Raw genomic sequence first — 24,162 nt, forward strand, 5'->3', positions numbered from 1 at the left:
AAAAGTTATTTATTTGATAATTGTTTTCCTAAACTGCCACCAGGATGATATATATGAAAGTCTTGGTTGGTGAAGTTATCCAGTTCGCAAAGCGCTACTGCTAATGCATCACCAATCACAAGCACTATCGTTGAACTTGTTGTAGGAGCTAATCCTAAATGATCTGCTTCTTTTTCATATTGATAGGTTAGTGCAACATCACACGCTTTTGCTAAAGTTGAAGTTTCTTTAGATGTAATAGCTATTTTTTTTGCACCTATTTGTTCCAAAGATGGTAAGAGATTCAACACTTCTGCAGTCTCTCCACTGTTAGAAATCATAATGACTACATCGTTAGCTTCGATCATACCTAAATCACCATGTACCCCTTCCGTACTATGGACAAAAAATGCTGGAGTACCAGTACTTGCTAATGAGGCTGCAATTTTTTTACCTACATGACCCGATTTTCCTACACCAGTAATTATTACTTTTCCTGTAGAATTTCTAATTAATTCAATTGCTTCTACATAACTATCTCCTACTTGTTCTAACAGTAAATTAATAGCAGATGCTTCTATCTCCATCGCTTTCCTTACAAAATGTATAACAGACATTTTTCTTCCTCCTACATATAAAATTTATAATCACTCTTGTTGCAAATCACCCGACTCTAGTGTTTCGATAATTGGATTAAAGACTTCTTGAGTTGGACCATCTAAATTAAAAATTAATCGATCCATTGCAATTTGACCTACACGAATCCCCATATTATAAGGTGATTGTTTGATACATATTGTTCCTGATGGATTTATTAATTGTGAAAGTTCGGTTTCACCATATGAAGCAACGAAAACATCCTCAGGAATTTTTTTCCCCATTTCTGTTAATTGAAGAATTACCCCAACAGTCATGGTGTTATTAAAGGATAAAATCGCAGTAGGTTTGTTCTCTAACGACAGAAAATACTCCACTGCTCGCCTTCCATCTTCTACTGTAAAATGACCATTAAATATCAAATCATCTTCTTGATTTAAAAAGTTATCTAGCATTGCTTTCTTAAAACCTAAGAAACGCTCTTCACCTGTACTAACATCCAAGGAACCATTTACTATTCCAATCCTTTTATGGCCTGTTTGGACTAAATGGCTAGTTAATTGGTAGGCACCATCGAAGTTATTTTCCACTACTAAATCCATTTTTTCATTATCATTTTTTAACTTTCTATCGATTAAAATAACAGGTGTTTTACTTTCACGGATGGTTTTAATCAATTCGTCGTTACCACCTGAAGTTGCTAATATTATAGCGTCTACTCTATTTTCGACTAACACTTGTAACAACTTCTTTTCTTTATCAGGGTTTTCATCCCCACTCATAAACAACAAATTGTATTTTCTTTCTTGAACAACATCCTCAATTCCCTTTGCTATTCTCATGAAATAAGGGTTAGAAATGTCAGGAATTATTACACCTATCGTATTGGTTTTATGCATTTTCAAACTTTTAGCAATTCCATTAGGTCGATAATTCAATCGTTCAGCTACAGCTAAAACATTCTCTCTAATTTCTTCACTTGCATAGCCCCTGTTACTTAATACTCTGGAAACTGTTGCGGTAGAAACACCCGATTCTCTTGCTATATCTTTGATTGTTACATTATTTTTCATGTCATCACGGCTCCTAATCTGTAATCGATTACAGATATTGTAATACACCGTAAGTAAATTATCAACTATATAAGCAATCAAATTTTTATATTTTTCCAAAAATTACATCAACTTAACTACACTTGATTATCTATATTACTATTGCCAAACCGGAAAACCCGGTTCATCTGGAAACATACCTTTTTTTATTTTATCTTCTAATTCTTTTGTTGTAAGTGTTTCGGTATAATCCTCACCATCTGGACCAATTAAACCAAGATCTTTTTTTGACCTATAAGATACTTCTTCTGGATTTACAATGGATCTTAGTAAAACTTCGAATTCTTTTAAAACGGAATTATATACAGGATCTCTAGCCAAATCGTTCATTTCCTTCGGATCATCTTTAATATTAAATAAGGAAGGTCTCTCCTTCATATAATACGTATATTTATACTCCCCTTTAACCAACATATACCAATCTTGTTGAAAAAAGTTGCCATGATACTCAGAAAATGCGTATTCAGTATGTTTATCCGTCTTATTTTGTATAAGTGGAATTAAGCTAGTTCCTGGACGATCTGGTTCTGTTTCAAGACCAGCCATATCCATAATAGTAGGGTATAAATCTACCAATGTTACCGGATTATCAACTTGTTGCCCTTTTGGTAGTGCAGGACCTTTAACTATTAATGGAACACCAACCGATCCTTCGTAGGAGCATTGCTTGTAAAATAAACCATGTTCTCCTAACGACTCGCCATGATCTGACATGTAAACAATATAAGTATTGTCATAAAGCCCTTGCTCTTTTAATTCCTGAATAATCGTCCCAATCATTTCGTCTAGTGCGGTAATCATTCCATAGTAAGAAGCAATCACTTTCTTTAACTGGTATTCCGTAATTTCCCCTAGATTTAATGAGGACTGAAACCTTTTTAATGCAGGATGCAGATCATCATTTGGAAAATTTGCATCATGTGGATATTGGATCAGGGACGGATCATTATAGTACATATCAAAATATTTTTTCGGAACAGTAAACGGCCAATGTGGATAAAGTAAACCTACATAAATTGCCCATGGATCACTTTTTTGTTCGTTTCCTTTATTTTTAATATAATCCACTGCCCAATCTGTTACGATACAGTCATGGTCATAGAAGCCGTAACGATCATCGTGCCCATTCGTTCCATCTGTTTTAACATCAGATCGAATACCTGCATTTTCAATATGCTTTCGTTTATCTGGTCGAATATATCCCTTCAACCTGGAATCCATCGGCGTATTTCGAGGATATGGATCAAAGGCTGGTCTTCTCTCTAAGATTTTGTGTTCCGTGAAGCCTCCATCCTGATAATCACCACAAAAATCCATTTTCCCTAACATGGTGGAAGGAATATCAGCTCGATCTAACCTTCTCGCCCATGTCATTTCATTGGGGTCTAATGGACAACCGATAAACCAGTTGTCAATCTGAGAGACATATTTTCCAGTTATAAAACTCATTCGACTTGGTGTACAAACTGGTGAATTACAATAGGCCCGACTAAAATACGTTCCGTCATCAGCTAATTGGTCTAGATTAGGTGTTTTCACTGATGGATGTCCACGATAACCAGTCATTAATGGATGATGTTGATCGCTACAAATGACTAGAGTATTAGGTTTACTCAAATCTATCATTCCTTTTCAATAGATTGGTTTGCTATATTACATGACTTCCATCATTACTACACTATGGCTTGGAATAGAAAGTTTGACTTGTTTATTTTCATCAGAATTCATTTCAAAATAATCACTAGCCTCACCATCTAAATAAACTTTACATTGGCTATTTTTTTCTTTAAAGATACCAAAGTGAGTTAAGTCCAAGTTAAAGTGAATGGTTTGCTCTCTGTCACTGACATTGGCAAAGAATAAACCAATGCTTTGATGGCGATATTGCCATGCCGAATGGACAATTGACGAAACATCAAGTATTCCTGAATCATTGTATTCCGCGAAATTAACATCACAATTATAATGAAACCAATTTAGTGATACACTCTCACACGCAAAAACGATAGGTTTTAACATCTTGCCATATGATAGATATTTATTTCCAATACCAGTTCTTAAGTTTGCAAACTTAGAAATATATTGTGCACGGTCAGTGGAAAATTGGTATCCTCTAGGCTCAAACTGATAGTAGTGTTCCTCAGGAGTATTTTCCTCATCGTTTAACATTTCCATTGGACTGTATTCATAGTTTAGTTCGTATAAACCTCCCCAAAGATAACTGCGAGCAACAGTAAAAAAGAATAGATCTCCTATTTCTTCCACTAATTTGCCCCAACCATCTAATCTAACTTCACCAAATTCATGATACACATAAGTGAATAATGGAATTAACTCTGCTTTTCCTGTTTTTAATAGATCTTTAATATTCCATCCTTCAAGTGGTGCTGCAGGCTGTCCCCCTGCACGTGCTTGATAATAATCCAAAGTATCGAGAAAGACTTCATTCATCATCTCTGTCCCCATTGGAATATAATCCATCGAAGTTTGTTCCTGCATCGCCTGCTTTGTTTTTTGATAATTTTCTCTATAGGCCATCGTAATTGCCCTACCTGCACCCTTTGGATGGCCATGTGAATCATCCATACAAATCTTCATAATATTATTTGCAGATATATCATAGTAGATTGCATCCACATTCATCTCTTTCTGTAATTGTCTATCACGCTGGACATGAAGTTTTTGCGTAAAATCACAAACTGGACATAAAAGTGGAAAATTGTATTTATCTATACTTTTTATTGAATCCTTTGGAATTGCTTGTAACGCTTTTTTACCGATGTCTCCTTCTGCTCCATTTATATTGAACAAATAATCGAATTCAAAAGGTGCATATTTATCGTCATACTTTTGTATTGCAGATAATGTTTCTTTATTAAATTTTGTTGGAAACCAGTCTTGGAAACCGCCAGGAATATGATTGCCAAAATCCTGTGTTGTCTGTGGCCAATCAGGACCCAAAATATGAAACATCTGAGTATTTATCTGCTCATGAAAAGCTTTGATCCAAGCCGATCTATCATGTCCTGCATTAATTCCAAAGGTTGAAACACCAACATCCTCCATAAGCCATTTAGACTTATCTTTATCACTTAGTTCTGCAATAGGCCCTTTCTGACACCAATATTGATTTGTTGCCCATTCTTTATAAATATCTGCAGACTCATACCAATCCAAACCATTTAACAGCTTTACTACTGCTGGATAAGGCACTTCTATCCCCTTTTTTTCACCAATGTCTTCACAAGAATGAATAAAAGATGCCTCTAATAAATCATTTTCATTCTTGTATATACTGTGCCACTTTGAATAAGATTCACTATCATACGTAGCAAAATATAAACCGCCTTTGCCCCGTCCATAGTAACTGAAAAACTGCATTGTTGATCCAGAGAAACCTTCTGGATATGGCATATACCTAAAACCATTTGAATCCTCTCCAAAATGCTCCAGCGGATTTTGAATTTTTACTCCAGTAGCAAAACTATGCACAAGATAATCTTCTGTTCCGTTTTCTGTTATCGGAAGCAAGTTTGGAATAATCGGGTATTCTAAACTTATAACGGGTTGTTCCAATTCATTAATAAATTTACTGAAAAAGTAGATATCATTTGAGCCTTTCATTAAATGAACTGTTGCATTCACCTTATTTTTTGGTGATAATGTCCAGTTAAACTTATAGCCAATCAACTCTTCTTCTTCTATTAATTCATAATCAAAACTTTCGAATTCACTTGACACATTGGCATTTTCATATTCAACACGGAATGGATATCCTTGTTCCAATTGAGAGATATAATCTATTTGTTTTTGTTTATCAAAAATACGTTTAATACTTCCAGTCTGGTTATCAAACAACAACAATATATACTCATTTTCAAGTTTTAACATGGCCATCCCCTTTATCCTTATCTATAACACTTTTTTGAATTATTTTATCCCTGATATTTTGATTCCTTCGATTAAGTATCTTTGGAATATGAAGAATATAATGATCACAGGTAATGCTGCAACAGTAGAACCGGCCATAATCATGCCCCATTGGTTGTTTTGATCAGATCTAAAATACGCTAACAATTGCATGATTTGATATAAATTTTCATCCGAGATCACCATTATTGGCCAAATAAAAGAGTTCCAAAAGCCTAAAAATGCTGTAATTCCAACTAATACAAACACTGGAACAGAAAGCGGTATGAATATATACCAATATATCTTAAATCTCGACGCACCATCAATAAATGCTGCATCCTCAAGTTCTGTCGGAATATTTAAATAAAATTGTCGAATTAAGAATACATTCATCGCAGAGGCAATACCTGGAACTATTAATACCGCTAATGTATTAAGCATTTGAAGTTTTGCCACCACAATATATGATGGGATTAAAATCGCCATTGATGGAATGAACAATGTCATAATTACATACATCCACCAAAAATTTTTAAATGGAAAGTCAATTCTTGCAAACACATATGCTGCCATTGAATTGATCAATATAATCAAAAATGTAAAAATTACTGCTCCAAGTAAAGTAATACCAATGGAACGTATAAATTCTGAACTCTCAAATAATGTAATATAGTTAGTGAATATCCACTCAGAAGGAAAGAATTGAAATGGATACGCTAAAACTTCAGATTCTTTTTTAAATCCAGACATTGCCATCCAAATTAACGGAAAAATAGAAATTACCGCAACGATCAAACCAACAAGTTTTAAAATAATAGTATTAAATTTATTCTTCAAAATCTTCACCCCCCATTATAAATTAGCCGTCTAAACCTTTTTTTGAATTGAACAGTTTAAACACGATTGCTGATAAAACGCCCAGCATTACAAATAACAACAATGCTGATGTTACTGTGTATCCCATATATGGGTCACTTTTAAAGTGATTGAAAATAAATAAATTCGGAGTCATTGTCGAATTAAGTGGTCCTCCACCTGTCATCATATATGGAATATCAAATTGCTGAATAGCTCCTGTAACTCCAACAACTGTAAGATATAAAAACACATTTCTCAGTAACGGAATAGTTATATAAATTATCTTATGAAATGCGTTAGCTCCATCAATGACAGCAGCCTCATAATATGTGCTAGGGATATCGTTTAGACCTGCAAGCATAATTAGAGTTGTCATACCAAATCCTAACCATATGGCTGGAATTGAAATACTTCCAAGAGCAATTTTTACTTCTGCCAGCCATGCAACTGGATCTACCCCGATTAATCCCACCAGATAATTGGCCAAGCCACCATTATAATCATAGATAAAGATAAAAATAATAGATGCAACGACCCCTGAAATAACATGAGGAATGTAAATCGACGTTTTTACAAATCCACCTATTTTTCCGCCCAGCACTTTGATTAGATTTGCAAATAAAAATGCTAAAATAAATTGAGACGGAATTACAAATAAAGTAAACTTAAGACCGGTCAATAGCGAGTCATAAAATAGCGGATCCGTTAAAACTAATTTATAGTTTTTAAATCCGATAAAAATATTCTCTTGATAAAAATTCCATTGATAAAAACTCACATTTATTGCATAGATTAACGGGATAATCACGAAGACTGATAATAAACCTAATAGAGGTAAGAGCATTAAATAAGCAGTTTTTACATCCGCTTTTCGTCGTGTAGCCAATTTATCCATGATAAACACCACCTTCTTGAATGTTGGGAGGTAGAAAACTTACAACCTCCCAACGCTTTCTTTATTATTTAGGGTTTGTCCCTGCGTATTCATTTGCTTTGATATAGTCATTTATTTCTTTTTCAGCTTGAGTCAAAGATTTTTCAACATCTTGATCTTCTTTATAAACTCTCTCAAGCGCAGTTGCATAAGCTAAACTAATATCCCAAGCATAGATAGGTTCAGGAATTGCATAAGGAATTATTTCTTCTGCAACCAATTTTCTCCATGGATCACTTTGTGCATCTGGATCTTGGTTAATTGCTTCGTCTACAGATTGACGTGCAGAGAATTTAGAGAATTTCGTAGCATCTCTGAAAAATTCTACTAATATTTCTGTATCGCCAGCTAATAAGTAAGAAATAAAATCTGCAGCTTCTTGCGGATGTTCAGAATTACCATCGATAGTTAACGTCCATCCACCTAAAGAAGCAGTAGTCTTCTCTTGGTTTCCATCCGGTGTTGGTAATACTGCCACACCTACATTTTCAACAACATCTGGAAAATCTGTTTTTAACTGATTTGCTGCCCATGAACCATTGATAGTCATTGCAGTTCTTCCCTCGGCAAACGCTTGAATATCAGTATATCCACCTGGCATTTGAACCGGCATTATTTCTTCATCGTACAATGTATCCCAGAATTCAAATAATTGCTTACAATTTTCACTATTAATAGTAGATTTAGACCAATCTTCACTAATAGGTTGACATCCAGTCATACCTTGGATACCCCAATGAGTCCATGCAAGTTCATCAGTAGTACCAGCTGCCGTTAAACCTGATCTTCTATCTTGCTTCAGTTTTTTTCCATACTCAATTAATTCATCCCATGTTTTAGGTGGTTGTTCTGGGTCTAAGCCTGCTTCTTCAAAGAAATCCTTACGATAATATAATAAAGAAGATGGTTCTGCTAGTAATGGCATTGCATAATGCTTATCCTTATAAGTAACAAAGCTTTCAATGTTATCATGTAAATCATCCCAAATAGCTGGGTCGACATATTCATCTAATGCTTTAATTTTCCCTTGGTCAGCGGAAAAAATAATTTTATTGTAGTTCATTGTTGTAATATCTGGTCCATCACCTGAAGCTTGTGCTGCTGTAATCTTTTGATCCCATGCATCCCCTGGTATTACTTCCATTTTCACAAGTACTTCGTCCTGTGAACTGTTGTATTTTTCAATCCATTTGTTAAACCATTCTTCTTCTGATTCCCCCCATTTAGGAGTCCAAAAGTTAATAACGGTTTTATCTGTCTCTGTTTCTTCCTCATCAGTTTCACTTGAGGAGGTAGGCCCATCACCACAAGCAGCGAGGATTGCAACAACAAAAATAAACATTAACATTCCAAACAAATATTTTCGTTTCATTAAACAAACACCCCTTTTAATTTTATCATTGATATCATGTTGTCCTAACATTAATGATCCATTTGCTCTCTTGATGTAAACGCATTCACAAAAGGTCAATTTACTGCGAAATTTCTAGTTCCTATCACCTCCTTAAATCTTAATAACCTTCTTCTTATTTAGTTACTATATTTCTTGATTTATTAATAAAAGATTCAACTTCTTCAACAGTCGGTAACGAAGGAATTGCTCCTTCTTTTGTTACGGTGATCGCACCTACAGCGTTTGCATAATTAACTGCTTTCTCTATTGATTCTCCTCTCACTAGTCCAACAGCCAACGCACCATTAAAGGAATCACCTGCAGCCACAGAGTCAACTGGTTTCACATTAAAACTTGGTACATGTTTCACTTCGCTATTATTTACAATTAAAGATCCCTTATCTGCTAAAGTGATAATGACATTTTTTACTCCTTTTTTCAACAGGATCTTTCCGGCTTCTTCTGCATCCTCATTATTGTTCACTTTAATTCCTGTTAAAATTTCGACTTCTGTTTCATTCGGGGTTAAATAAGTTACTTGACTTAACAGTTGGTCACTTAATTCTCTAGCAGGAGCTGGATTTAAAATGACAGGCACATCATAAGCATTTGCAATTGACACTGCTTTCTCAATCATATTTATATCCATCTCTAATTGAACTATTAAAATATCAGATCGCTTTATTAGATCTTCCACTTGCTCTAAATCCGTTACTGAATAACTTAAATTAGCACCTGGGACTACAATAATCCGATTACTTCCATGTTGATCTAACGTAACCGAACCAACTCCTGTTGGTTTCTGTGGATCTCGCAATATATAGCCTGTATTAATACCTTCATTAATCAGTGTTTTAATTGCTTCTTCGCCAAATTGATCAGTACCTAATTTACCTACCATGGTAACTTGTTCCCCAAGTCTCGCTGCAGCGACAGCTTGGTTTGCACCTTTGCCTCCTGGAAATCTAGAAAAACTATCTCCTATAATTGTCTCTCCCTCTTCAGGAGCTCTAGGAGTACGAACAACCAAATCCATCATAAAACTTCCAATAACTAAAATACTCACAACATCTACTTCCTTTACTGTAATATGATTTATTTTCTTTATGTGTAATCGTTATCACACTAATTGTTTATCAATCTGTTAAATTTTTAATTATACACGAGGAAGGTAATTTTTCCATACTTACACTGCATAAATGTGTAATCGTTATCACATTGACAATAATAAAAACTTCGTTAGTTAAGTTAAATCTAGGCATTTCTATTATTTCATAAGTAATCGATTACACATATAATACAACATTCTTTTTGAAAAAACAACAACTTTTACTAATTTTTTTTAATTTCTGTTCTTTCTTTTAATTTCAGGATTTCACCACTTATTTTTATAGTACGTAAATCTATTAAACTAAGTTTGTGATCACTTTGAGTTCAAAACATTATGATGTTTGTAAGTCGCAATAAATAATTTATGTTCTCTTATTAATCACTCATATCAGGAATTCGAACCTCTGAGTAATCGTTTACAGATAATATACAACATTCATTTAATTATTTCAACTATTATTTATTTCATATTACCAATATTTTGCCTACCGAATTTACATAGATGCATTTATCGTTCACTATATAAATACTCCCTAAGCCCTTCTAATATGTCTGTAGACCAATCAACATAATTGAATACAGTATAAAAATGGCGAAATTCATTATTATAATCATTTACCGTTAACAAAGCCTTTTTTATTTCCTCCCAAGATATGCCTATATCAACTGGATGATACGTTACTTGTGCTTCATCTAATGCATGTCGCAATCTTTGAAAGTAACTATTAGTTATAAAAATCTGCTGTAAATAAGAAGTGATCACAATACCAAGCGCAACAATTTCACCATGAATATATGTTTTATTAGTCACCATTTCTAAATTCCAAGCAAATAAATGTTCAGATCCTGCACTTATTGGTGTATGTGGGTGATCCATATACAATTCAGTTGATAGTCTCGTATTTTCCATTAGGATATATAGTCCTTCTTTAGTCATGGCACCAATCTCTGTTGCCTTTTTTATAATCTTATCCATAATTTCTTCAATTTCATGCTGAACCTCAACATCGATTGCATATAGTTGCTCGTTTTGTGATGCTATTAACCAATCATTAAGTGTCGTTTGCATATACAACAGATCACCATATCCTGCTCTATTATATCTCCAATCCGATAAAGTGAGTGCTTTATAGTCAATGATAAGTCTCTTTGGATATTCATCAACTTTAAAACCAAAAGCACTTCCGTTTTTACGAATAGAAATAAAATCACTAAATGGAGCATTTGTAGATGAAATAGTTGGAACTAAAACAGGAGTTGTATTTTGTAAATATGCAAAATACTTCGCAGCATCAATCGCAGTCCCTCCACCAAGACCAACAATTTCTACATGCTGTGGTAGCAAAGTGCTTAATTCATCTAATTTTGATTTGTCTAAAGAATCTACCATAACAACCTGTTTAGGTGGATTCACTTTAAAAAATTTATCACAAAGCCTCCAAGGTATTTCCATTGTCACAACTATATAGCTAGGTAATGTTTTCATTTCTTTTTCCAGTACGCCACTTCCATAATCAATTTGAATATGCTCTGCCATAATAATATGTTCTCCTTTCATTTTAATTGATTGCTTATTTAGTCTATATGTATAAAACTATACTAAATTTCACCTGAAATAAATTAGTTCATCTATCTTTTTTTATAATAATATGTTACTTTTAAAGTAAATTCTAAAAGCAGGTGATTACTATGAATCTATTTAACAACAAACTGTATACGTTTACAGAAGGTCTCTCCAATCTAATCATTCTTAATTTTCTTTGGATCATATCGTGCATTCCTATTATAACTATTTTCCCAGCAACTTCAAGCATGTTTAGTGTTATTAGAAAGTGGAAAATGGATGAAGGAGTAACCAATATTACCCGCAATTTCTTTCGTCATTTCAAACAGAACTTTACCCAAAGCTTTGTTATTGGTATTATTTGGTTTATCTTTGCAGTTATTTTGTATCTAGATTATTATTTTATGTCACAATCCCTGTCTGGAATTAATATACTCTTATCTGGATTATTAATACTAGTTAGTTTATTATTTCTAGCTGTAACAGCTTATATATTCCCGGTACTTTCTCATTATCAAGTTACGATAAAGTATGCTATTAAGAATTCTTTTCTTTTTTCAATTGCCTATTTTCCGACCACAATAGTTATAATCATTAATTTTGCATTACTGGTTATTATTTTATACATTTTCCCAGTTAGTGGATTACTTATTTTTAGTCTAACAGCATTTGTGAATTATTCTCTTTGTCACACTATTTTTTTAAAAGTACAACAATTACATTCCCAACCCTCCTAATGATTTGTTACCATTTAATTATAATTAATTGGTAACTTTTTATATAAAGTGAGACTTTCATCTGTGTAATATTTGCGGATTAGCACCGTGATAAAAGGGGGGGAATTTGCATAACTCCCATTATGTTGTTCTACGGATTAATTACAAATATTCGTTTACAAATAGAAGAGTCTTCTTGATATGTTCCTCATGATGAACAAAATGTTGAGCAAAAGGATAGACTTCTATTGTTTTAGGAGCATTTATATGATTATAAACCCCAAATATAGTTTTTGGTGGACAAACCGGATCTTTTAAGCCTGCAGAAACTCTAATTCTGCAGTTAATATTAGGAGCCAAGTTCAAATTATCAAAATAAGATAATGTTGAGAATACTTGGTCTATTTGCTCTGTGTGGCGATCTAGAAACCGTTCAAGTATAGTCAATGAACCTTCTAATTTTTCATGTATTGCCAATTCTATATCACACATATTAGGAATATCTGCAATAGCTAATTTTGGACGGTTATCAAGTGCTGCGACTGCTAATGTAATCCCTCCCCCCATACTTGTGCCTATCAAAGCTATTCGATTATGATCTATTTCAGAACGTGTACAAGCAAAATCAATTGCTCGAACTCCATCCATATAAACTTTCCGATAATAATATTCTTTTTTATTCAAAATTCCTTGCGTTACCCAACTTCCCATCTCGTTGGAGGAATAATTGGAATAATCACCACTTTTTCCTTGCCCCCGACAATCAACTGCAATAATTGCATATCCTTGAATCAGCCATTTCATATAATCTGAAACAGAACCTTTACTTCCAGCATATCCATGAAAGAAAATTAAACAAGGAAGCTTATTTTTCGACTCCTTAGGTAACAAATAATGTGCCTTAATGGGTGTTTCATCGAATCCATGATAGGTTAGTTCATAAGAATAAACTTGTTGGATTGGATAATCCAGTTCTTTCAATTTACTATTAAGGGGTTTTTTTCTTGTTTGATCGTATGTTTCTCTCCAAAAAGTATCATGGTCATGTTTCTTTGTTAAAACGGGATTATATGATTGGTACTGTTTTATCATTTGCTCAATATAATTTGACATCCTTATTCCTCTCCCATATTTCATTACTAACTTATTTGTAATACGTACGATCAATACTCCATCCTTGTTTTAATCTCATCTGATGTCCAAGTTACGTAGTCAAGTAATCCCAGTATCTTCAAAATGATAGATTACTTGTCTGCCATCCAATACTCTACGTAAAATAACTTCAGTCAGATATCAGAGCTAACGATGAAAGTTAGCTCTGATGTATTCTTTATATTGTTAAGCTACTGGATGATTAGGGCATCTAGCGCATCTAAAGTAACTTTCCCTGTTATACGTTCACCAGTTAGTATGTCAGTTCCTACCTCAGGTAGCGTTAGCTCTTTCGGTTCATTATTCATATTTACATAGAAGTAAAATTTACACTCTTCATTTTGCCTGCATGTTCTGTAAACACCATCTGGTAGCGATGTATAAGCTAATCCACATTCATTAGCTACATCTTTAAGTAAATCCTTCATTAAGCTGTCATTTCCCATAACTCCAACAAAGTAAACGATTCCATTTTTATATTGATTCTTTGATATCGCGGTTCGACCTGCATAGAATTTTTTTGTATAAGTGGCCAAACTTTTTGCTGTATTTAATTCTAACATATCCAACCAAACTTTCACTTCGTATTCTTTATTATTATAAGTGATGGTGTTTGTACATCGATCTGGTAATACTTCAAATTCATCTACACTAACACCAGTCAGTTCTGTCAATAATCCAGGCCAAGGAGTATCTATTGTCGTATTTTCCCATGTTTTAAACCCACTTCTTGCTCCCAGAATGAGATGGCCACCATTTTCCGTATATGATTTCAAATTAGCGTATATTTCATCATTTACCATTGTTAAAGACGGTGCAATAACTATTTGATAATCAGATATATCCATAAGTGGATCAACTAAATCTGGTGTAATTCCCATTTGAAGTAAAGCTTTGTAATAAGAAACAATGTGTTTGCGATAATCAAAACTCCTATATTGAGTGTGTGCTTCAAAAGACCAGATATGGTCATAGCTGTGAAGAATAGCAACAGGGGCTTTCACTTTTGTGTTAGCTATAGAAGTACTGAAATCTTCCAGCTCATTTGTCAGTTGTTTTATTTCATCAAATGCTCTCCTTGGTGAGCCGTCATGTCTTAGTATGCCATTCGGATTTTGTTCCCAGCTGTAGCCATTAGAACGCCACCGGTAAAAAAGTACAGCATTTGATCCTCTGGCAATATCCTGTAATGCCCACAAACGTACCAATCCCGGTTCAATAGCCAGATTATAATTGCTGTAGTTAAAATATCCATTTTTCTGCTCCATTACCCAGACATTGTCTTTTTTTGCACTGCGATGGATATCCAGATTTAGACATGTCCAAGTATTATCAGCATCCACATCAGGGTACATGTCCAGACTTAAGAAATCAAGATCTTCTGATAATTTATATATATCCAAACCATGATATAATCCAAGGGAATTATGAGTCACCAAATGATGTGGTGCATGTTTTTTGATAATTTCGACCTGACGGTTAAGGTGATTTACAGTTGAATCTGATTGAAAACGCTTATAATCAAGTATTTGACTTACTGATTTTGTTAGTTGATCAGCGGTTGGCAGTTTAATTTCTACCCATTCATTATACACCTGACTCCAAAAAGTTGTACCCCAGGCTCTATTAAGATTATCTAAAGTACCATACTTTTTCTTTAACCAGTTTCGATACCCATCTTCACATTCAGAACAGTAACAAGGTACGCTTCGTAATTCATTGTCAATCTGCCAACCAACGACAACGGGATTATTGGCATAATGTTCAGCCATTTGATTTACCAGACGATTAACATAATACTTAAAGTTATGGTTATTATGACAATGGAATCCCCTTTCTGCATGAATACGTCCAAATTGGTCGTGAGCGACAACTTCGGGATACGTGTGTCGCAACCAGACTGGTGATGCCTCAATTGGTGTACCTAGTATTACTTCAATACTTTCTTTCGATATCATTGAAATGAAATCATCTAACCAACTAAAATCATACTTACCATCCCTTGGCTCAAGCTTAGCCCAAGCAGATTCTGCAAGTCTTAAAACATTAATTCCTGCTTCTTTCATTAATTGGATATCCTTTTGCCATCGTTCCCTTGGCCAATGTTCTGGATAATAAGTAGTACCAACTTTAATATTCTTCTTCATAATACACACTCCCTATTAAAATATTAGCTCCTTTACAAAAACCTATAGAAAACTGTTGTTAATTATTGGTGAGAAATTGTATAATGATCAAAAATGGACAATAATACTTTTACCTTCATTGAAGTCCAGTTACATCTTTTAAAACAACAATAGATCTGGTTATCATAAGGGAAGCTACTATCATTATATTAAGAGAATAAAATTCTAAAAGGAATGCAGAAAATGACTGATTTCATTAACAATCCTGCTATAACCAGAAACACACGCCCACCAGGCATTCTGGTATCTGACCATTACAATAAAACAACCGGATATGCAGTAAATCGAACGGACGGAGTGATGAACTGGCATATTACTTTTACACTTTCTGGAACAGGAATGTATAAAGTAAATAACAACACTTGGTATTGTCAAACTGGAGATATCGTTATCATACCGCCAAATATCCCACACTATTATGCAACAAGCAGTGAAGAACCATGGAATTTTACATGGGCACATTTTATTCCTAAAACAGATTGGTTGGATTTATTAAAATCGCTAGACAACTTTGATAATGCATTTCTACTAAGTATCAAGAATTTACCTATTCAAAATAAAGTGTTACAGGCTTTTAAGCAACTTTTGCAAAACAATATACAACAAGATTTTTTCCACAATCGTATTGCTTACAACTCACTAGAGTATATACTTTTACTGATTGCCCAGCATAATGCAAAGAATCAAGCGCCAAAAATCGATTATAGAGTGGAGAAACTATTAGACTATCTACAGGTAAATTTAAAAAAGAAACATACACTAGAATCACTAGCTAAAAATGTCTCTCTTTCTCCATCAAGGTTGTCACACTTGTTTAAACAAGAAGTTGGTGATTCGATTGTACAATATTTATTAAAAATGCGGCTCCGACAGGCTGCTAATCTATTGGAGTATACTTCTGATCCTATCTTGGAAATTGCAGAAGAGGTTGGATTTCAAAATCCTTATTACTTCACAAGACAATTTTCAACTTACTATGGTGTAAGCCCTAAATACTATCGAAAACGTCATAAATAATCAGATAGACTTCAACAACATGATAGAGCTTCAATAGTAGAATTTTTTTAACCAAAATAAGTTAACAAATTATTTCAGCTGCTTTTGAATATTAAATTATACAACTTTGCAGAAGGATTGCTCATTTAAATTATACTTACTTCCCTTTGGTATTAGCCTGTATCCCTATCATCACTACTTTTGTCAGCCATTTCTGTAATGTTAGGGGCAATTAGGACATGTAACCAGAAGAAAAATCCATGAAGTTATTCTATGGATTTTTCTTCATTTATAATGTACTTTTTTATTCAGCTGCTTCCATTCTTGATTTTAAATCTTCAATATCACCGCTTAACTGCTTCAAGACAGCATCCTCAATTTGTTGTAACGTTGTTTTGGAATCAATATTTTTTTCAATAGACTCGTTAATCCGCTCAATAAATATTGGCCATGCCTTTCCATCAAGTGGAGTATATCTGCGGATTGGTAGTTGATCACTCAACTCAGCATATAACTTATTTGCCTGTTGATCACCTAAAAATGGATTAGTCGATTCTTGATACCATGGTAAGCTCGTAATATGCTTCCAGGCAGGCTGAAGATTATTATCAACAAAAATTTTCCAGGCTTCTTCTGAAATGTTCATCCACTCTACAAAAGCCCATGCTGCCTCTTTATTTTCACTTTGTGATGGTATTACCCATGTAGAGCCACCAATTGCTACATTTATTCCTAAAGGCAAACTTGTAGCCCGCCATTTTCCTGCCTGTTCAGGTACAGCAGCTTCAATCGCTCTGGCTGCCCAGCTACCTTGAGGTAATGAAACTAATTTCCCTTGCTTCAGTAACTGCTGACCTTCCTCACTATATAGTCCAGATAAATGCGGAGCCCATTCTAACTGTGCACCAGTTTTCACAAAATCCAATCTTTCTGCAGTTAAGTCTGTATTACGTAACCAATTTAACTCACTATCAAAATATCCTACTGAATCGGCCGTGTGAATAAATGGGGAATCATTAAATTCCATTATATACATATCATTTGCTGTCAAAGTTTGAGCAACTGTCATAAAATTCTCTGGATCCTTGATGTATTCCCCTAATGCTTCAGGTTCGCTTGGTAAACCTAATTGTTCATATATATCCTGCCTGTAAAAGAATACCCCTGGAGCAATTCCTGATGGCATTCCTAGTAACCTTTTTCCGTCAATAGATTTCCATTGTTCCCAATAAAATTCAGGTACTAAATCTTGAAACCTCCCAGCATTATATGGTGGTTGTAATAAGTCTTCTAAGAAGTTATCCACACTATATCTCGGGAAATTCCCCACCTCAACCATCGAGACATCTGGAGCACCTTCTCCAGCTGCTAAAGTTGTTTGTAGTTTATTGTGTAAGTCACCCGTTTCTAATACTACTTTATTAACTTTAATATTAGGATAAACTTCATTAAATGCTTTAATAATATCGTCATATGTGTCAGTAGTCCAAGTCCAGAATGTAATTTCCCCTGTTAAATCTGAATCATAAGTTAGTTCTACCTGATTATCAGTCTCCTCTTTAGAACCGCCACTCCCTGCATCCATCTCACTGCTATTGTCAGTTTCAGATGAATTATCGGTATTACTGCCAGTATTACCGATGGAACAACCAACTACTAATAACGCAAGCAAACCCATCACCAATACAATTGTCCATTTTTTCAAATTTGATTCCTCCTAAGTTCTTAATCTTTATTTGGAAAGTTTGAAGATTTTTTTGGATGTTTTCACCTCCTTTCATCAGGTAAAGTGAGACTATGGCCAGAGGGGGTTTTACCCCCACTGATCATTAGCAAAACTTATCAGGGTGTTAGGTCTGTTATCCCCCACTTAGCTTCTTTGTGTTACTTGAAACTTGAAGTGGGGGCTTACAGACGATTAGCACCGTCTGTAAGCGTATAGTAATACACTTTACAGGTAACATTATTTCTGTAAACGTTATCACACACAGCATAAGCAGTTACACCCGAAATACTTTTTAAAGATCGAATTCCTGCGAAACATATTTGACTTCCTGATATTCTTCAAGACCATTTCTAGCACCTTCTCTGCCTAATCCACTCTGCTTCATTCCACCCATTGGTGCATATGCAACCGATGGAAGTGCATTATTTAATCCTAAAATTCCTACTTGTAAATTTCTTTGTACTCGCTGAGCCCGTGAAATACTATTAGTAAAGACGTAGCCAGCTAAGCCCATAATTGTATCATTTGCTTTTTCAACTGCGTCCTCTTCAGTTGAAAATTTATAAACTGTTGCAATTGGCCCGAATATTTCAGTTTGTGCAAGCTCACAATCATTTGTAATATTATCTAGCAATACAGGTGATACATAATAACCATGCGACGGTGTCTCCAATTCAGAAGTTAAACGTCTGGCACCACACTCTTCTGCTTCCTGTACTAATCGTTCTAAACGTTCTTTATTCTTCATATCAATTACTGGACCTAAATCTGAAGAAGGGTCTTTCACTGGATCAGAAACTTTCATTTGCTTGATAGATTCTCCAAATTTAGAGAGGAACTGATCATATATTTGTTCGTGAATGAAGAATCGATTTGCCCCAATACATGATTGCCCATTATTACGAAACTTTGCCACCATAGCCCCTTCTACAGCTTTATCAATATCAGCATCCTCAAATACAATAAATGGTGCGTCCCCTCCTAACTCAAGCGCTAGTCGTTTCAGACCATTTGCTGACTGGTGCACAATTGTTTTACCTACTTCTGTTGAACCTGTAAAACTAGCTACCTTTACAGCTGGTTGAGCCATAAGCGTTTCTGTCGTTTCTGCTCCTGGACCGTGTATTAAATTAACTGTACCTTCAGGAAAGCCCGCCTCTTCTAAACACTTAAATAATTCTATCACCGATAGAGGAGCAAGCCGCGATCCTCTTGCAATTACTGTACAGCCTGCCGCTAAAGCTGGTGCCATTTTTCTAGCTTGTATTGACACTGGGAAATTCCAGGGGGTTAGCGACAGAGCAACTCCAGCTGGTTCAGTATAATAAATGTGCGATTTATTCCTAGCATCACTAGGCACAACATGTCCATGGGGTCTTCTAATCTCTTCAGCAAACCACTGAAAATACTCAGCAGAAAAATTAATTTCCCCAATCCCTTCTTGTAACCTTTTACCTGATTCCTCAGCCAAAATTTCACCAATATACTCGGCTTTTTCTCTTAACAATTCAGCTACTTTAAGTAACAGGTTTGCTCTTTCTCGCACAGAAAATTGGGACCATTGACCAAACGCTTTTTCTGCAGCTTCCACTGCTAAAATAGCATCCTCCTTTCCGCCATATCCGATGTTACAAATAATTTCCTCTGTTGAAGGATTAACAACTGAAATGGTACCTTGTTTTACCGGCTCTCTCCAAGCACCATTTATAAACATCGATTTATTTTCCGTTGTATAATTCATTACTATTTACCACCTTTTGTAAAATTAATTCTATCCGTCATGAAAATTATATTGGAGAAGGAAAGGTCACACCATGCTTCAATCCAAACATGCTCAATTCGTTGACAATTTCTTCTGTTAGAATAATTCCATTAACCGTACTATTTTTATAAGTTTGACTTCTCCTTTCTCCTGGATAATAGATTTCCGTAATTCCTTCTGCTTTTGGAGATTCTTTCACTTCATCCAACAAACAATCAATCCTGTCAAAATATTGTTCTAAATGCCCTAATTTACTAATGTCCATTACGATAAAGCTATGTCCAACATTTGCTTCCTTCTCATTTTCTTTATATAGATTATTTACATATGGACCAAAAGCAGCACCAGTTAATATCCCTGATAATACTTCTACAGCCATTGCTAATGCATAACCTTTTACACCACCCAATGGAAACAAAGCACCGTCTAGAGCTGCTTCAGGATTATCTGTCTCCTTTCCATTTTGATCCATTGCCCATCCAAAAGGAATTTTTTGATGATTCTGATTAGCTAAAATAATATTCCCTCGTGCTACAACACTTGAAGACATATCAATGATTATCGGTGGTTTATTTCGGACAGGAAAGCCGAAAGCTATAGGATTAGTACCGAAATACGCCTTTTTCCCTCCCCAGGGAGCAATGCCTGGTGGCGAATTGGTAGTCGCAATCAATGCCATATTATATTGGCAAGCTTTTTGACAGTAAAAAGCTGCTGTTCCAAAATGATTACTCCCTTTAACAAATACACCAACCATACCTAAATCTCTTGCAGTTGTGAAAGCTTGATCTAAGGCTTTACTTGCAACAACCTGCCCTAAACCATTGTCACCATCTACTTTAAGAAATGAACCATTATTCTCTATCATCACTTTCGGAGCAGCGTTTATCCTTCCTTCTTCTATTCTTGTTGCATAAATAATTAAACGATTTAATCCGTGGCTGCTTGCTCCCTCCAACTCTGCTCTTACAAGCGAATCCATAACAATATTTGCATCACTTTTACTTAAGCCTACTGCGGTTAGGAGATTAACTCCATATTGATATACTGGGTCAATTTGAAACTTTAATTTTGCCATATTGATAAAGACACCCTCTGCTAGTATGATATTGACAAACTCTGATTAAGCACTTGGATAAAGCTTTGTCATTACAAATTCTCTATGTCCTAATGCTTCCGCAGCAGTTAATCGACCACTTGCCGTTCTATAAAGCATATCCATCAACTTATTTCCTGCCTCGTTCAAATTAATTTCTCGGGAAAGTAGTCCACTGACATCCACATCAATATGTTCACTCATAGTTGTTGCAGTAATTGGATTTGCAGTTAGTTTAATTACTGGCTCAATCGGGTTACCTACAATATTTCCTTGACCGGTTGGGAAGAAATGAACGACCGCACCACCAGCTGCCATCAAAGTAATATGTTCTGCTGCAGCAGATGAACTATCCATAAAATAAAGTCCCGGTCCATCAGGAGCTTCCGCTGGTTGTAGGACACCAACAATCTTCTTTGTACCTGTTTTTTCAATATTCCCTAAAGCCTTTTCTTCAATTGTAGACAATCCGCCTGCAATATTTCCTTGGGTTGGCTGTGATCCTAACAAGTCCACACCTTGGTTTTTGATAAAGCCAACGTAATTGTTATACGTCTCCATAAATTTTTGTTCTAACTCTGGTGTCGCCATACGATTTGCAATAATATGTTCTCCACCGGTCAGTTCAGATGTTTCACCAAACAATACTGTAGCTCCTGCATCTACTAAACGATCAACCGCTTGAGCAACAGTGGGACAAGATCCTAATCCTGTCGTAGTATCAGATTCCCCACATTTAATACTTACTGTTAATTCGGCTAAATCGATTGGCTCTCTTTTCAATTCGGAAGCCCATTGAACATATTCTTTTGCCGTCCATGAAGCTTTTCGAATAGTCTCTAAATCTCCGTATCTCTCAATGGAAAAATACGTGACAGGTTTACCTGTTTTAGCAATACCATCTGCTATCTTTTTTGACCAATTTTCTTCAATTCCTATAACAATTACAGCTGCAACATTTGGATTGCTTCCAGTACCGATCATGGTCCGGAAGTGTAATTCCAGATCTTCACCATACTGCAGTCTTCCATATGAGTGAGGAAGTGCTAACGTACCCTTAATTTGGTTGGCTACTGCTTCACATGCAGCGTTCGAAATATCATCTACCGGTAAAATGACCACATGATTTCTTACACCTGCTTTTCCATTTTCTCTACGATATCCCAACAATTGATTATTCATCATTACCACCTCGCCGTTTTTATATTGTGTGTATGAACGTAGTCTCCAACATGCCATACTTCCGTCGTTATACCAATTTGTGTCTTGTATTCGATAACAGGTTCTCTTTCTTGTAAATCGGCTAAAGCTATTTTATGACCGAGAGGAATATTATCGTTTGCTTTTATCACGACGGAAGTATCATCATCCATATAAACTCCCATCACTTCTTCCCCACTTTTCATTTCTTCTGTTGCCACTCCAACATGATCACCTTTATGGTGAATGAGAAACTTATGTTTCAAATGAATTCATCCTTTCCATTTATAATGAAATCTTTTAACCTATTTTTTTATATTAAGCCCACCAGCTTTATCATATATATACCAGCTGCCATGCTCCATGATAAATCCCTGTACCATTCCGCTGTAATTTTCAGCCTGATGAACAAATTCCGTAGGGTTTGCGGTGTTTTCTTTAAACATGCCAATATGCATAGGGATAACATACTTTGGTTGTATATGTGCAGTAAGCCTCGCTGCATCAGGTATATTCATACAGCCTAATCTGCCATTAATGCAAACCATCATTAGATCTAACTTTTCACTTAAAATAAGATCGTCTGAATAAGTGGTGTCACCAGTTATATACAATTTCAGACCTTTTAAATCCAACACATAACCTACACTGTCTTTCGTATGGATAGCGAGAACGGCTTGAACAATCAGATTTCCAATTTCCTGCTTTTCTCCTCGTCTTATAACACTTAGATTCCTTGTTGGAATTTTCATCTCCTTTAAAATCTCTATACATGAAGGAGGACCAACAAAAGTAACCTCTGGATTTGCTTTAAATATTTCTGGAATTGAATCGGGATCTAAATGATCTTTGTGATCATGTGTAATAAATACATAATCCGTTTTCATTTGATTTGCTTGAACTGGTGGGCCAATTATGCGGTTAAACCCTACTGTTCTTGAACATGCATTAGAGAGATAAGGATCAATATGATATACAACATGATCATCATCAAGCAAAGCAAAACCAGCCTGCCCGGTCCAAGATAAACCTATTTGTCCTTTTTGGACATTTAATTTGTGTTGTTTTTCTATAAAATGATCGATATAAATCAACTCTTCTCCTAAAATGATCAGTGGAGGTTAGCGTCTGTTATCCCCCACTTAGCTCCCTTATGTTACTTAATGCTTGAAATGGTGGTCTTACAGACGGTTAGCACCGAGATAAAATTAACTGCTGGAAGATGCCCGGATTAGCTTTCTTGCACTTGCCTGTAACCCATCTCGATTAATTGTATCAACGTAATTTTTTCCTAATAAATGAATGCCTACTCCAATTGCAGACGCTCCCACTTTAAAGAGACTTTCTGCCATATCTAACGTAATACCACCACTTGGCATCAACGGTATATGATCCAGTGGTCCACGAATTTGCGTAATATATTCATGCCCAACAACATTAATAGGAAATACTTTTACCATATCAGCACCATTTTCCCATGCTGACTCAATTTCAGTTGGCGTAAATGCGCCAGGGATAGAAACCAATTGCAGTTCCTTTGTTTTATGAATTACATCCATGTTCGTATTCGGTGAAATAATATAGGATGCTCCAGCTTCAGCTGCTAGCTTAACTTGTTCAACAGTTGTAACTGTACCTGCACCAATATGAACTTCCTCTGGTAAGGTATTTCGAAGCAAACGAATGGATTCTAGGGCATGTTCTGAATTCATGGTTACTTCGAAGAAACGGAGACCGGCCTGCATTAATATTTCACTGAGTTCTAAGCATTTTTCAGCTGTGTATCCTCGATAAATGATGACTACACCTGAATTTTTCAATTGTTTTATCATTTCCATAGAGACACCCTTTTTTAAAATAGTTTGTATT

At 35.2% G+C, this 24,162-nt stretch carries 20 protein-coding genes; 2 read left to right on the top strand and 18 right to left on the bottom strand.

Annotation, left to right across the window (positions count from 1 at the left end):
- Positions 1–5: 5 nt before the first annotated feature.
- The 9 genes from ACTWP4_RS14515 to ACTWP4_RS14555 form a co-directional block, all read right to left on the bottom strand.
- Positions 6–596 carry a KpsF/GutQ family sugar-phosphate isomerase gene (locus ACTWP4_RS14515; RefSeq protein ID WP_443129498.1) on the bottom strand — a complete coding sequence of 197 codons (591 nt, stop codon included), beginning with the start codon at positions 594–596 and terminating at the stop codon, positions 6–8.
- A gap of 30 nt (positions 597–626) precedes the next feature.
- Positions 627–1,649, bottom strand: a complete 1,023-nt coding sequence (locus tag ACTWP4_RS14520; RefSeq protein ID WP_443129499.1) for a LacI family DNA-binding transcriptional regulator — start codon at positions 1,647–1,649, stop codon at positions 627–629.
- 138 nt (positions 1,650–1,787) lie between these two features.
- A complete protein-coding gene (locus ACTWP4_RS14525; RefSeq protein WP_443129500.1) occupies positions 1,788–3,305 on the bottom strand; it encodes a sulfatase-like hydrolase/transferase in 1,518 nt (505 codons plus the stop codon).
- Between the two features lie 36 nt (positions 3,306–3,341).
- Positions 3,342–5,579 (bottom strand): DUF6259 domain-containing protein, encoded by a 2,238-nt coding sequence (locus ACTWP4_RS14530; protein ID WP_443129501.1) that lies wholly within the window; start codon positions 5,577–5,579, stop codon positions 3,342–3,344.
- 39 nt (positions 5,580–5,618) lie between these two features.
- Complete coding sequence (locus ACTWP4_RS14535) at positions 5,619–6,446, bottom strand: carbohydrate ABC transporter permease (RefSeq protein ID WP_443129502.1); 828 nt, start codon at positions 6,444–6,446, stop codon at positions 5,619–5,621.
- Positions 6,447–6,459: 13 nt separating this feature from the next.
- Positions 6,460–7,353, bottom strand: a complete 894-nt coding sequence (locus ACTWP4_RS14540; RefSeq protein WP_443129503.1) for a carbohydrate ABC transporter permease — start codon at positions 7,351–7,353, stop codon at positions 6,460–6,462.
- Positions 7,354–7,417: 64 nt separating this feature from the next.
- On the bottom strand, positions 7,418–8,764 hold the full coding sequence (locus ACTWP4_RS14545; RefSeq protein WP_443129504.1) for an ABC transporter substrate-binding protein: 1,347 nt from the start codon (positions 8,762–8,764) through the stop codon (positions 7,418–7,420).
- 154 nt (positions 8,765–8,918) lie between these two features.
- Positions 8,919–9,851, bottom strand: a complete 933-nt coding sequence (gene rbsK, locus ACTWP4_RS14550) for a ribokinase (protein WP_443129505.1) — start codon at positions 9,849–9,851, stop codon at positions 8,919–8,921.
- A gap of 552 nt (positions 9,852–10,403) precedes the next feature.
- The gene (locus ACTWP4_RS14555) at positions 10,404–11,432 is read right to left on the bottom strand and encodes an iron-containing alcohol dehydrogenase (protein WP_443129506.1); all 1,029 of its coding nucleotides are present in this window, start codon (positions 11,430–11,432) and stop codon (positions 10,404–10,406) included.
- A 152-nt stretch (positions 11,433–11,584) separates the two neighbouring features.
- Here ACTWP4_RS14555 and ACTWP4_RS14560 point away from each other — a divergent pair, with 152 nt between their 5' ends.
- Positions 11,585–12,196 (top strand): YesL family protein, encoded by a 612-nt coding sequence (locus tag ACTWP4_RS14560; RefSeq protein WP_443129507.1) that lies wholly within the window; start codon positions 11,585–11,587, stop codon positions 12,194–12,196.
- A gap of 141 nt (positions 12,197–12,337) precedes the next feature.
- Here ACTWP4_RS14560 and ACTWP4_RS14565 read toward each other — a convergent pair whose 3' ends face one another.
- Both ACTWP4_RS14565 and ACTWP4_RS14570 read right to left on the bottom strand, forming a co-directional pair.
- Complete coding sequence (locus ACTWP4_RS14565; protein ID WP_443129508.1) at positions 12,338–13,288, bottom strand: acetylxylan esterase; 951 nt, start codon at positions 13,286–13,288, stop codon at positions 12,338–12,340.
- Between the two features lie 230 nt (positions 13,289–13,518).
- On the bottom strand, positions 13,519–15,474 hold the full coding sequence (locus tag ACTWP4_RS14570) for a beta-galactosidase (RefSeq protein ID WP_443129509.1): 1,956 nt from the start codon (positions 15,472–15,474) through the stop codon (positions 13,519–13,521).
- Between the two features lie 222 nt (positions 15,475–15,696).
- On the opposite strand from ACTWP4_RS14570, the gene ACTWP4_RS14575 reads away from it, so the two are divergent.
- Positions 15,697–16,530 (top strand): helix-turn-helix domain-containing protein, encoded by an 834-nt coding sequence (locus ACTWP4_RS14575; protein ID WP_443129510.1) that lies wholly within the window; start codon positions 15,697–15,699, stop codon positions 16,528–16,530.
- Positions 16,531–16,813: 283 nt separating this feature from the next.
- Here the strand turns inward: ACTWP4_RS14575 and ACTWP4_RS14580 are convergent, their stop codons facing one another.
- The 7 genes from ACTWP4_RS14580 to ACTWP4_RS14610 all read right to left on the bottom strand — a co-directional run bounded on the left by ACTWP4_RS14580 (position 16,814) and on the right by ACTWP4_RS14610 (position 24,131).
- The gene (locus ACTWP4_RS14580) at positions 16,814–18,214 is read right to left on the bottom strand and encodes an ABC transporter substrate-binding protein (protein WP_443129511.1); all 1,401 of its coding nucleotides are present in this window, start codon (positions 18,212–18,214) and stop codon (positions 16,814–16,816) included.
- A 313-nt stretch (positions 18,215–18,527) separates the two neighbouring features.
- Positions 18,528–19,976 (bottom strand): NAD-dependent succinate-semialdehyde dehydrogenase, encoded by a 1,449-nt coding sequence (locus ACTWP4_RS14585; protein WP_443129512.1) that lies wholly within the window; start codon positions 19,974–19,976, stop codon positions 18,528–18,530.
- A 46-nt stretch (positions 19,977–20,022) separates the two neighbouring features.
- Entirely contained in the window at positions 20,023–21,075 is a 1,053-nt protein-coding gene (locus ACTWP4_RS14590; protein ID WP_443129513.1) for an Ldh family oxidoreductase, read from the bottom strand.
- 45 nt (positions 21,076–21,120) lie between these two features.
- Positions 21,121–22,275, bottom strand: a complete 1,155-nt coding sequence (locus tag ACTWP4_RS14595) for a UxaA family hydrolase (protein WP_443129514.1) — start codon at positions 22,273–22,275, stop codon at positions 21,121–21,123.
- A 2-nt stretch (positions 22,276–22,277) separates the two neighbouring features.
- Complete coding sequence (locus ACTWP4_RS14600; RefSeq protein WP_443129515.1) at positions 22,278–22,559, bottom strand: UxaA family hydrolase; 282 nt, start codon at positions 22,557–22,559, stop codon at positions 22,278–22,280.
- Between the two features lie 39 nt (positions 22,560–22,598).
- Positions 22,599–23,387 carry an MBL fold metallo-hydrolase gene (locus ACTWP4_RS14605; RefSeq protein ID WP_443129516.1) on the bottom strand — a complete coding sequence of 263 codons (789 nt, stop codon included), beginning with the start codon at positions 23,385–23,387 and terminating at the stop codon, positions 22,599–22,601.
- A gap of 114 nt (positions 23,388–23,501) precedes the next feature.
- Positions 23,502–24,131 carry a bifunctional 4-hydroxy-2-oxoglutarate aldolase/2-dehydro-3-deoxy-phosphogluconate aldolase gene (locus tag ACTWP4_RS14610; RefSeq protein ID WP_443129517.1) on the bottom strand — a complete coding sequence of 210 codons (630 nt, stop codon included), beginning with the start codon at positions 24,129–24,131 and terminating at the stop codon, positions 23,502–23,504.
- Positions 24,132–24,162 lie beyond the last annotated feature (31 nt).

Source organism: Gracilibacillus sp. D59, from assembly GCF_052246695.1.
Lineage (GTDB): Bacteria > Bacillota > Bacilli > Bacillales > Amphibacillaceae > Gracilibacillus.

What these genes read in the sequence shown, in the direction of transcription:
- ACTWP4_RS14515 (WP_443129498.1), bottom strand. Translation starts at nt 596, where the DNA reads ATGTCTGTTATACATTTTGTAAGGAAAGCGATGGAGATAGAAGCATCT.
- ACTWP4_RS14520 (WP_443129499.1), bottom strand. Translation starts at nt 1,649, where the DNA reads ATGAAAAATAATGTAACAATCAAAGATATAGCAAGAGAATCGGGTGTT.
- ACTWP4_RS14530 (WP_443129501.1), bottom strand. Translation starts at nt 5,579, where the DNA reads ATGTTAAAACTTGAAAATGAGTATATATTGTTGTTGTTTGATAACCAG.
- ACTWP4_RS14540 (WP_443129503.1), bottom strand. Translation starts at nt 7,353, where the DNA reads ATGGATAAATTGGCTACACGACGAAAAGCGGATGTAAAAACTGCTTAT.
- ACTWP4_RS14545 (WP_443129504.1), bottom strand. Translation starts at nt 8,764, where the DNA reads ATGAAACGAAAATATTTGTTTGGAATGTTAATGTTTATTTTTGTTGTT.
- ACTWP4_RS14555 (WP_443129506.1), bottom strand. Translation starts at nt 11,432, where the DNA reads ATGGCAGAGCATATTCAAATTGATTATGGAAGTGGCGTACTGGAAAAA.
- ACTWP4_RS14560 (WP_443129507.1), top strand. Translation starts at nt 11,585, where the DNA reads ATGAATCTATTTAACAACAAACTGTATACGTTTACAGAAGGTCTCTCC.
- ACTWP4_RS14565 (WP_443129508.1), bottom strand. Translation starts at nt 13,288, where the DNA reads ATGTCAAATTATATTGAGCAAATGATAAAACAGTACCAATCATATAAT.
- ACTWP4_RS14570 (WP_443129509.1), bottom strand. Translation starts at nt 15,474, where the DNA reads ATGAAGAAGAATATTAAAGTTGGTACTACTTATTATCCAGAACATTGG.
- ACTWP4_RS14575 (WP_443129510.1), top strand. Translation starts at nt 15,697, where the DNA reads ATGACTGATTTCATTAACAATCCTGCTATAACCAGAAACACACGCCCA.
- ACTWP4_RS14585 (WP_443129512.1), bottom strand. Translation starts at nt 19,976, where the DNA reads ATGAATTATACAACGGAAAATAAATCGATGTTTATAAATGGTGCTTGG.
- ACTWP4_RS14590 (WP_443129513.1), bottom strand. Translation starts at nt 21,075, where the DNA reads ATGGCAAAATTAAAGTTTCAAATTGACCCAGTATATCAATATGGAGTT.
- ACTWP4_RS14595 (WP_443129514.1), bottom strand. Translation starts at nt 22,275, where the DNA reads ATGAATAATCAATTGTTGGGATATCGTAGAGAAAATGGAAAAGCAGGT.
- ACTWP4_RS14610 (WP_443129517.1), bottom strand. Translation starts at nt 24,131, where the DNA reads ATGGAAATGATAAAACAATTGAAAAATTCAGGTGTAGTCATCATTTAT.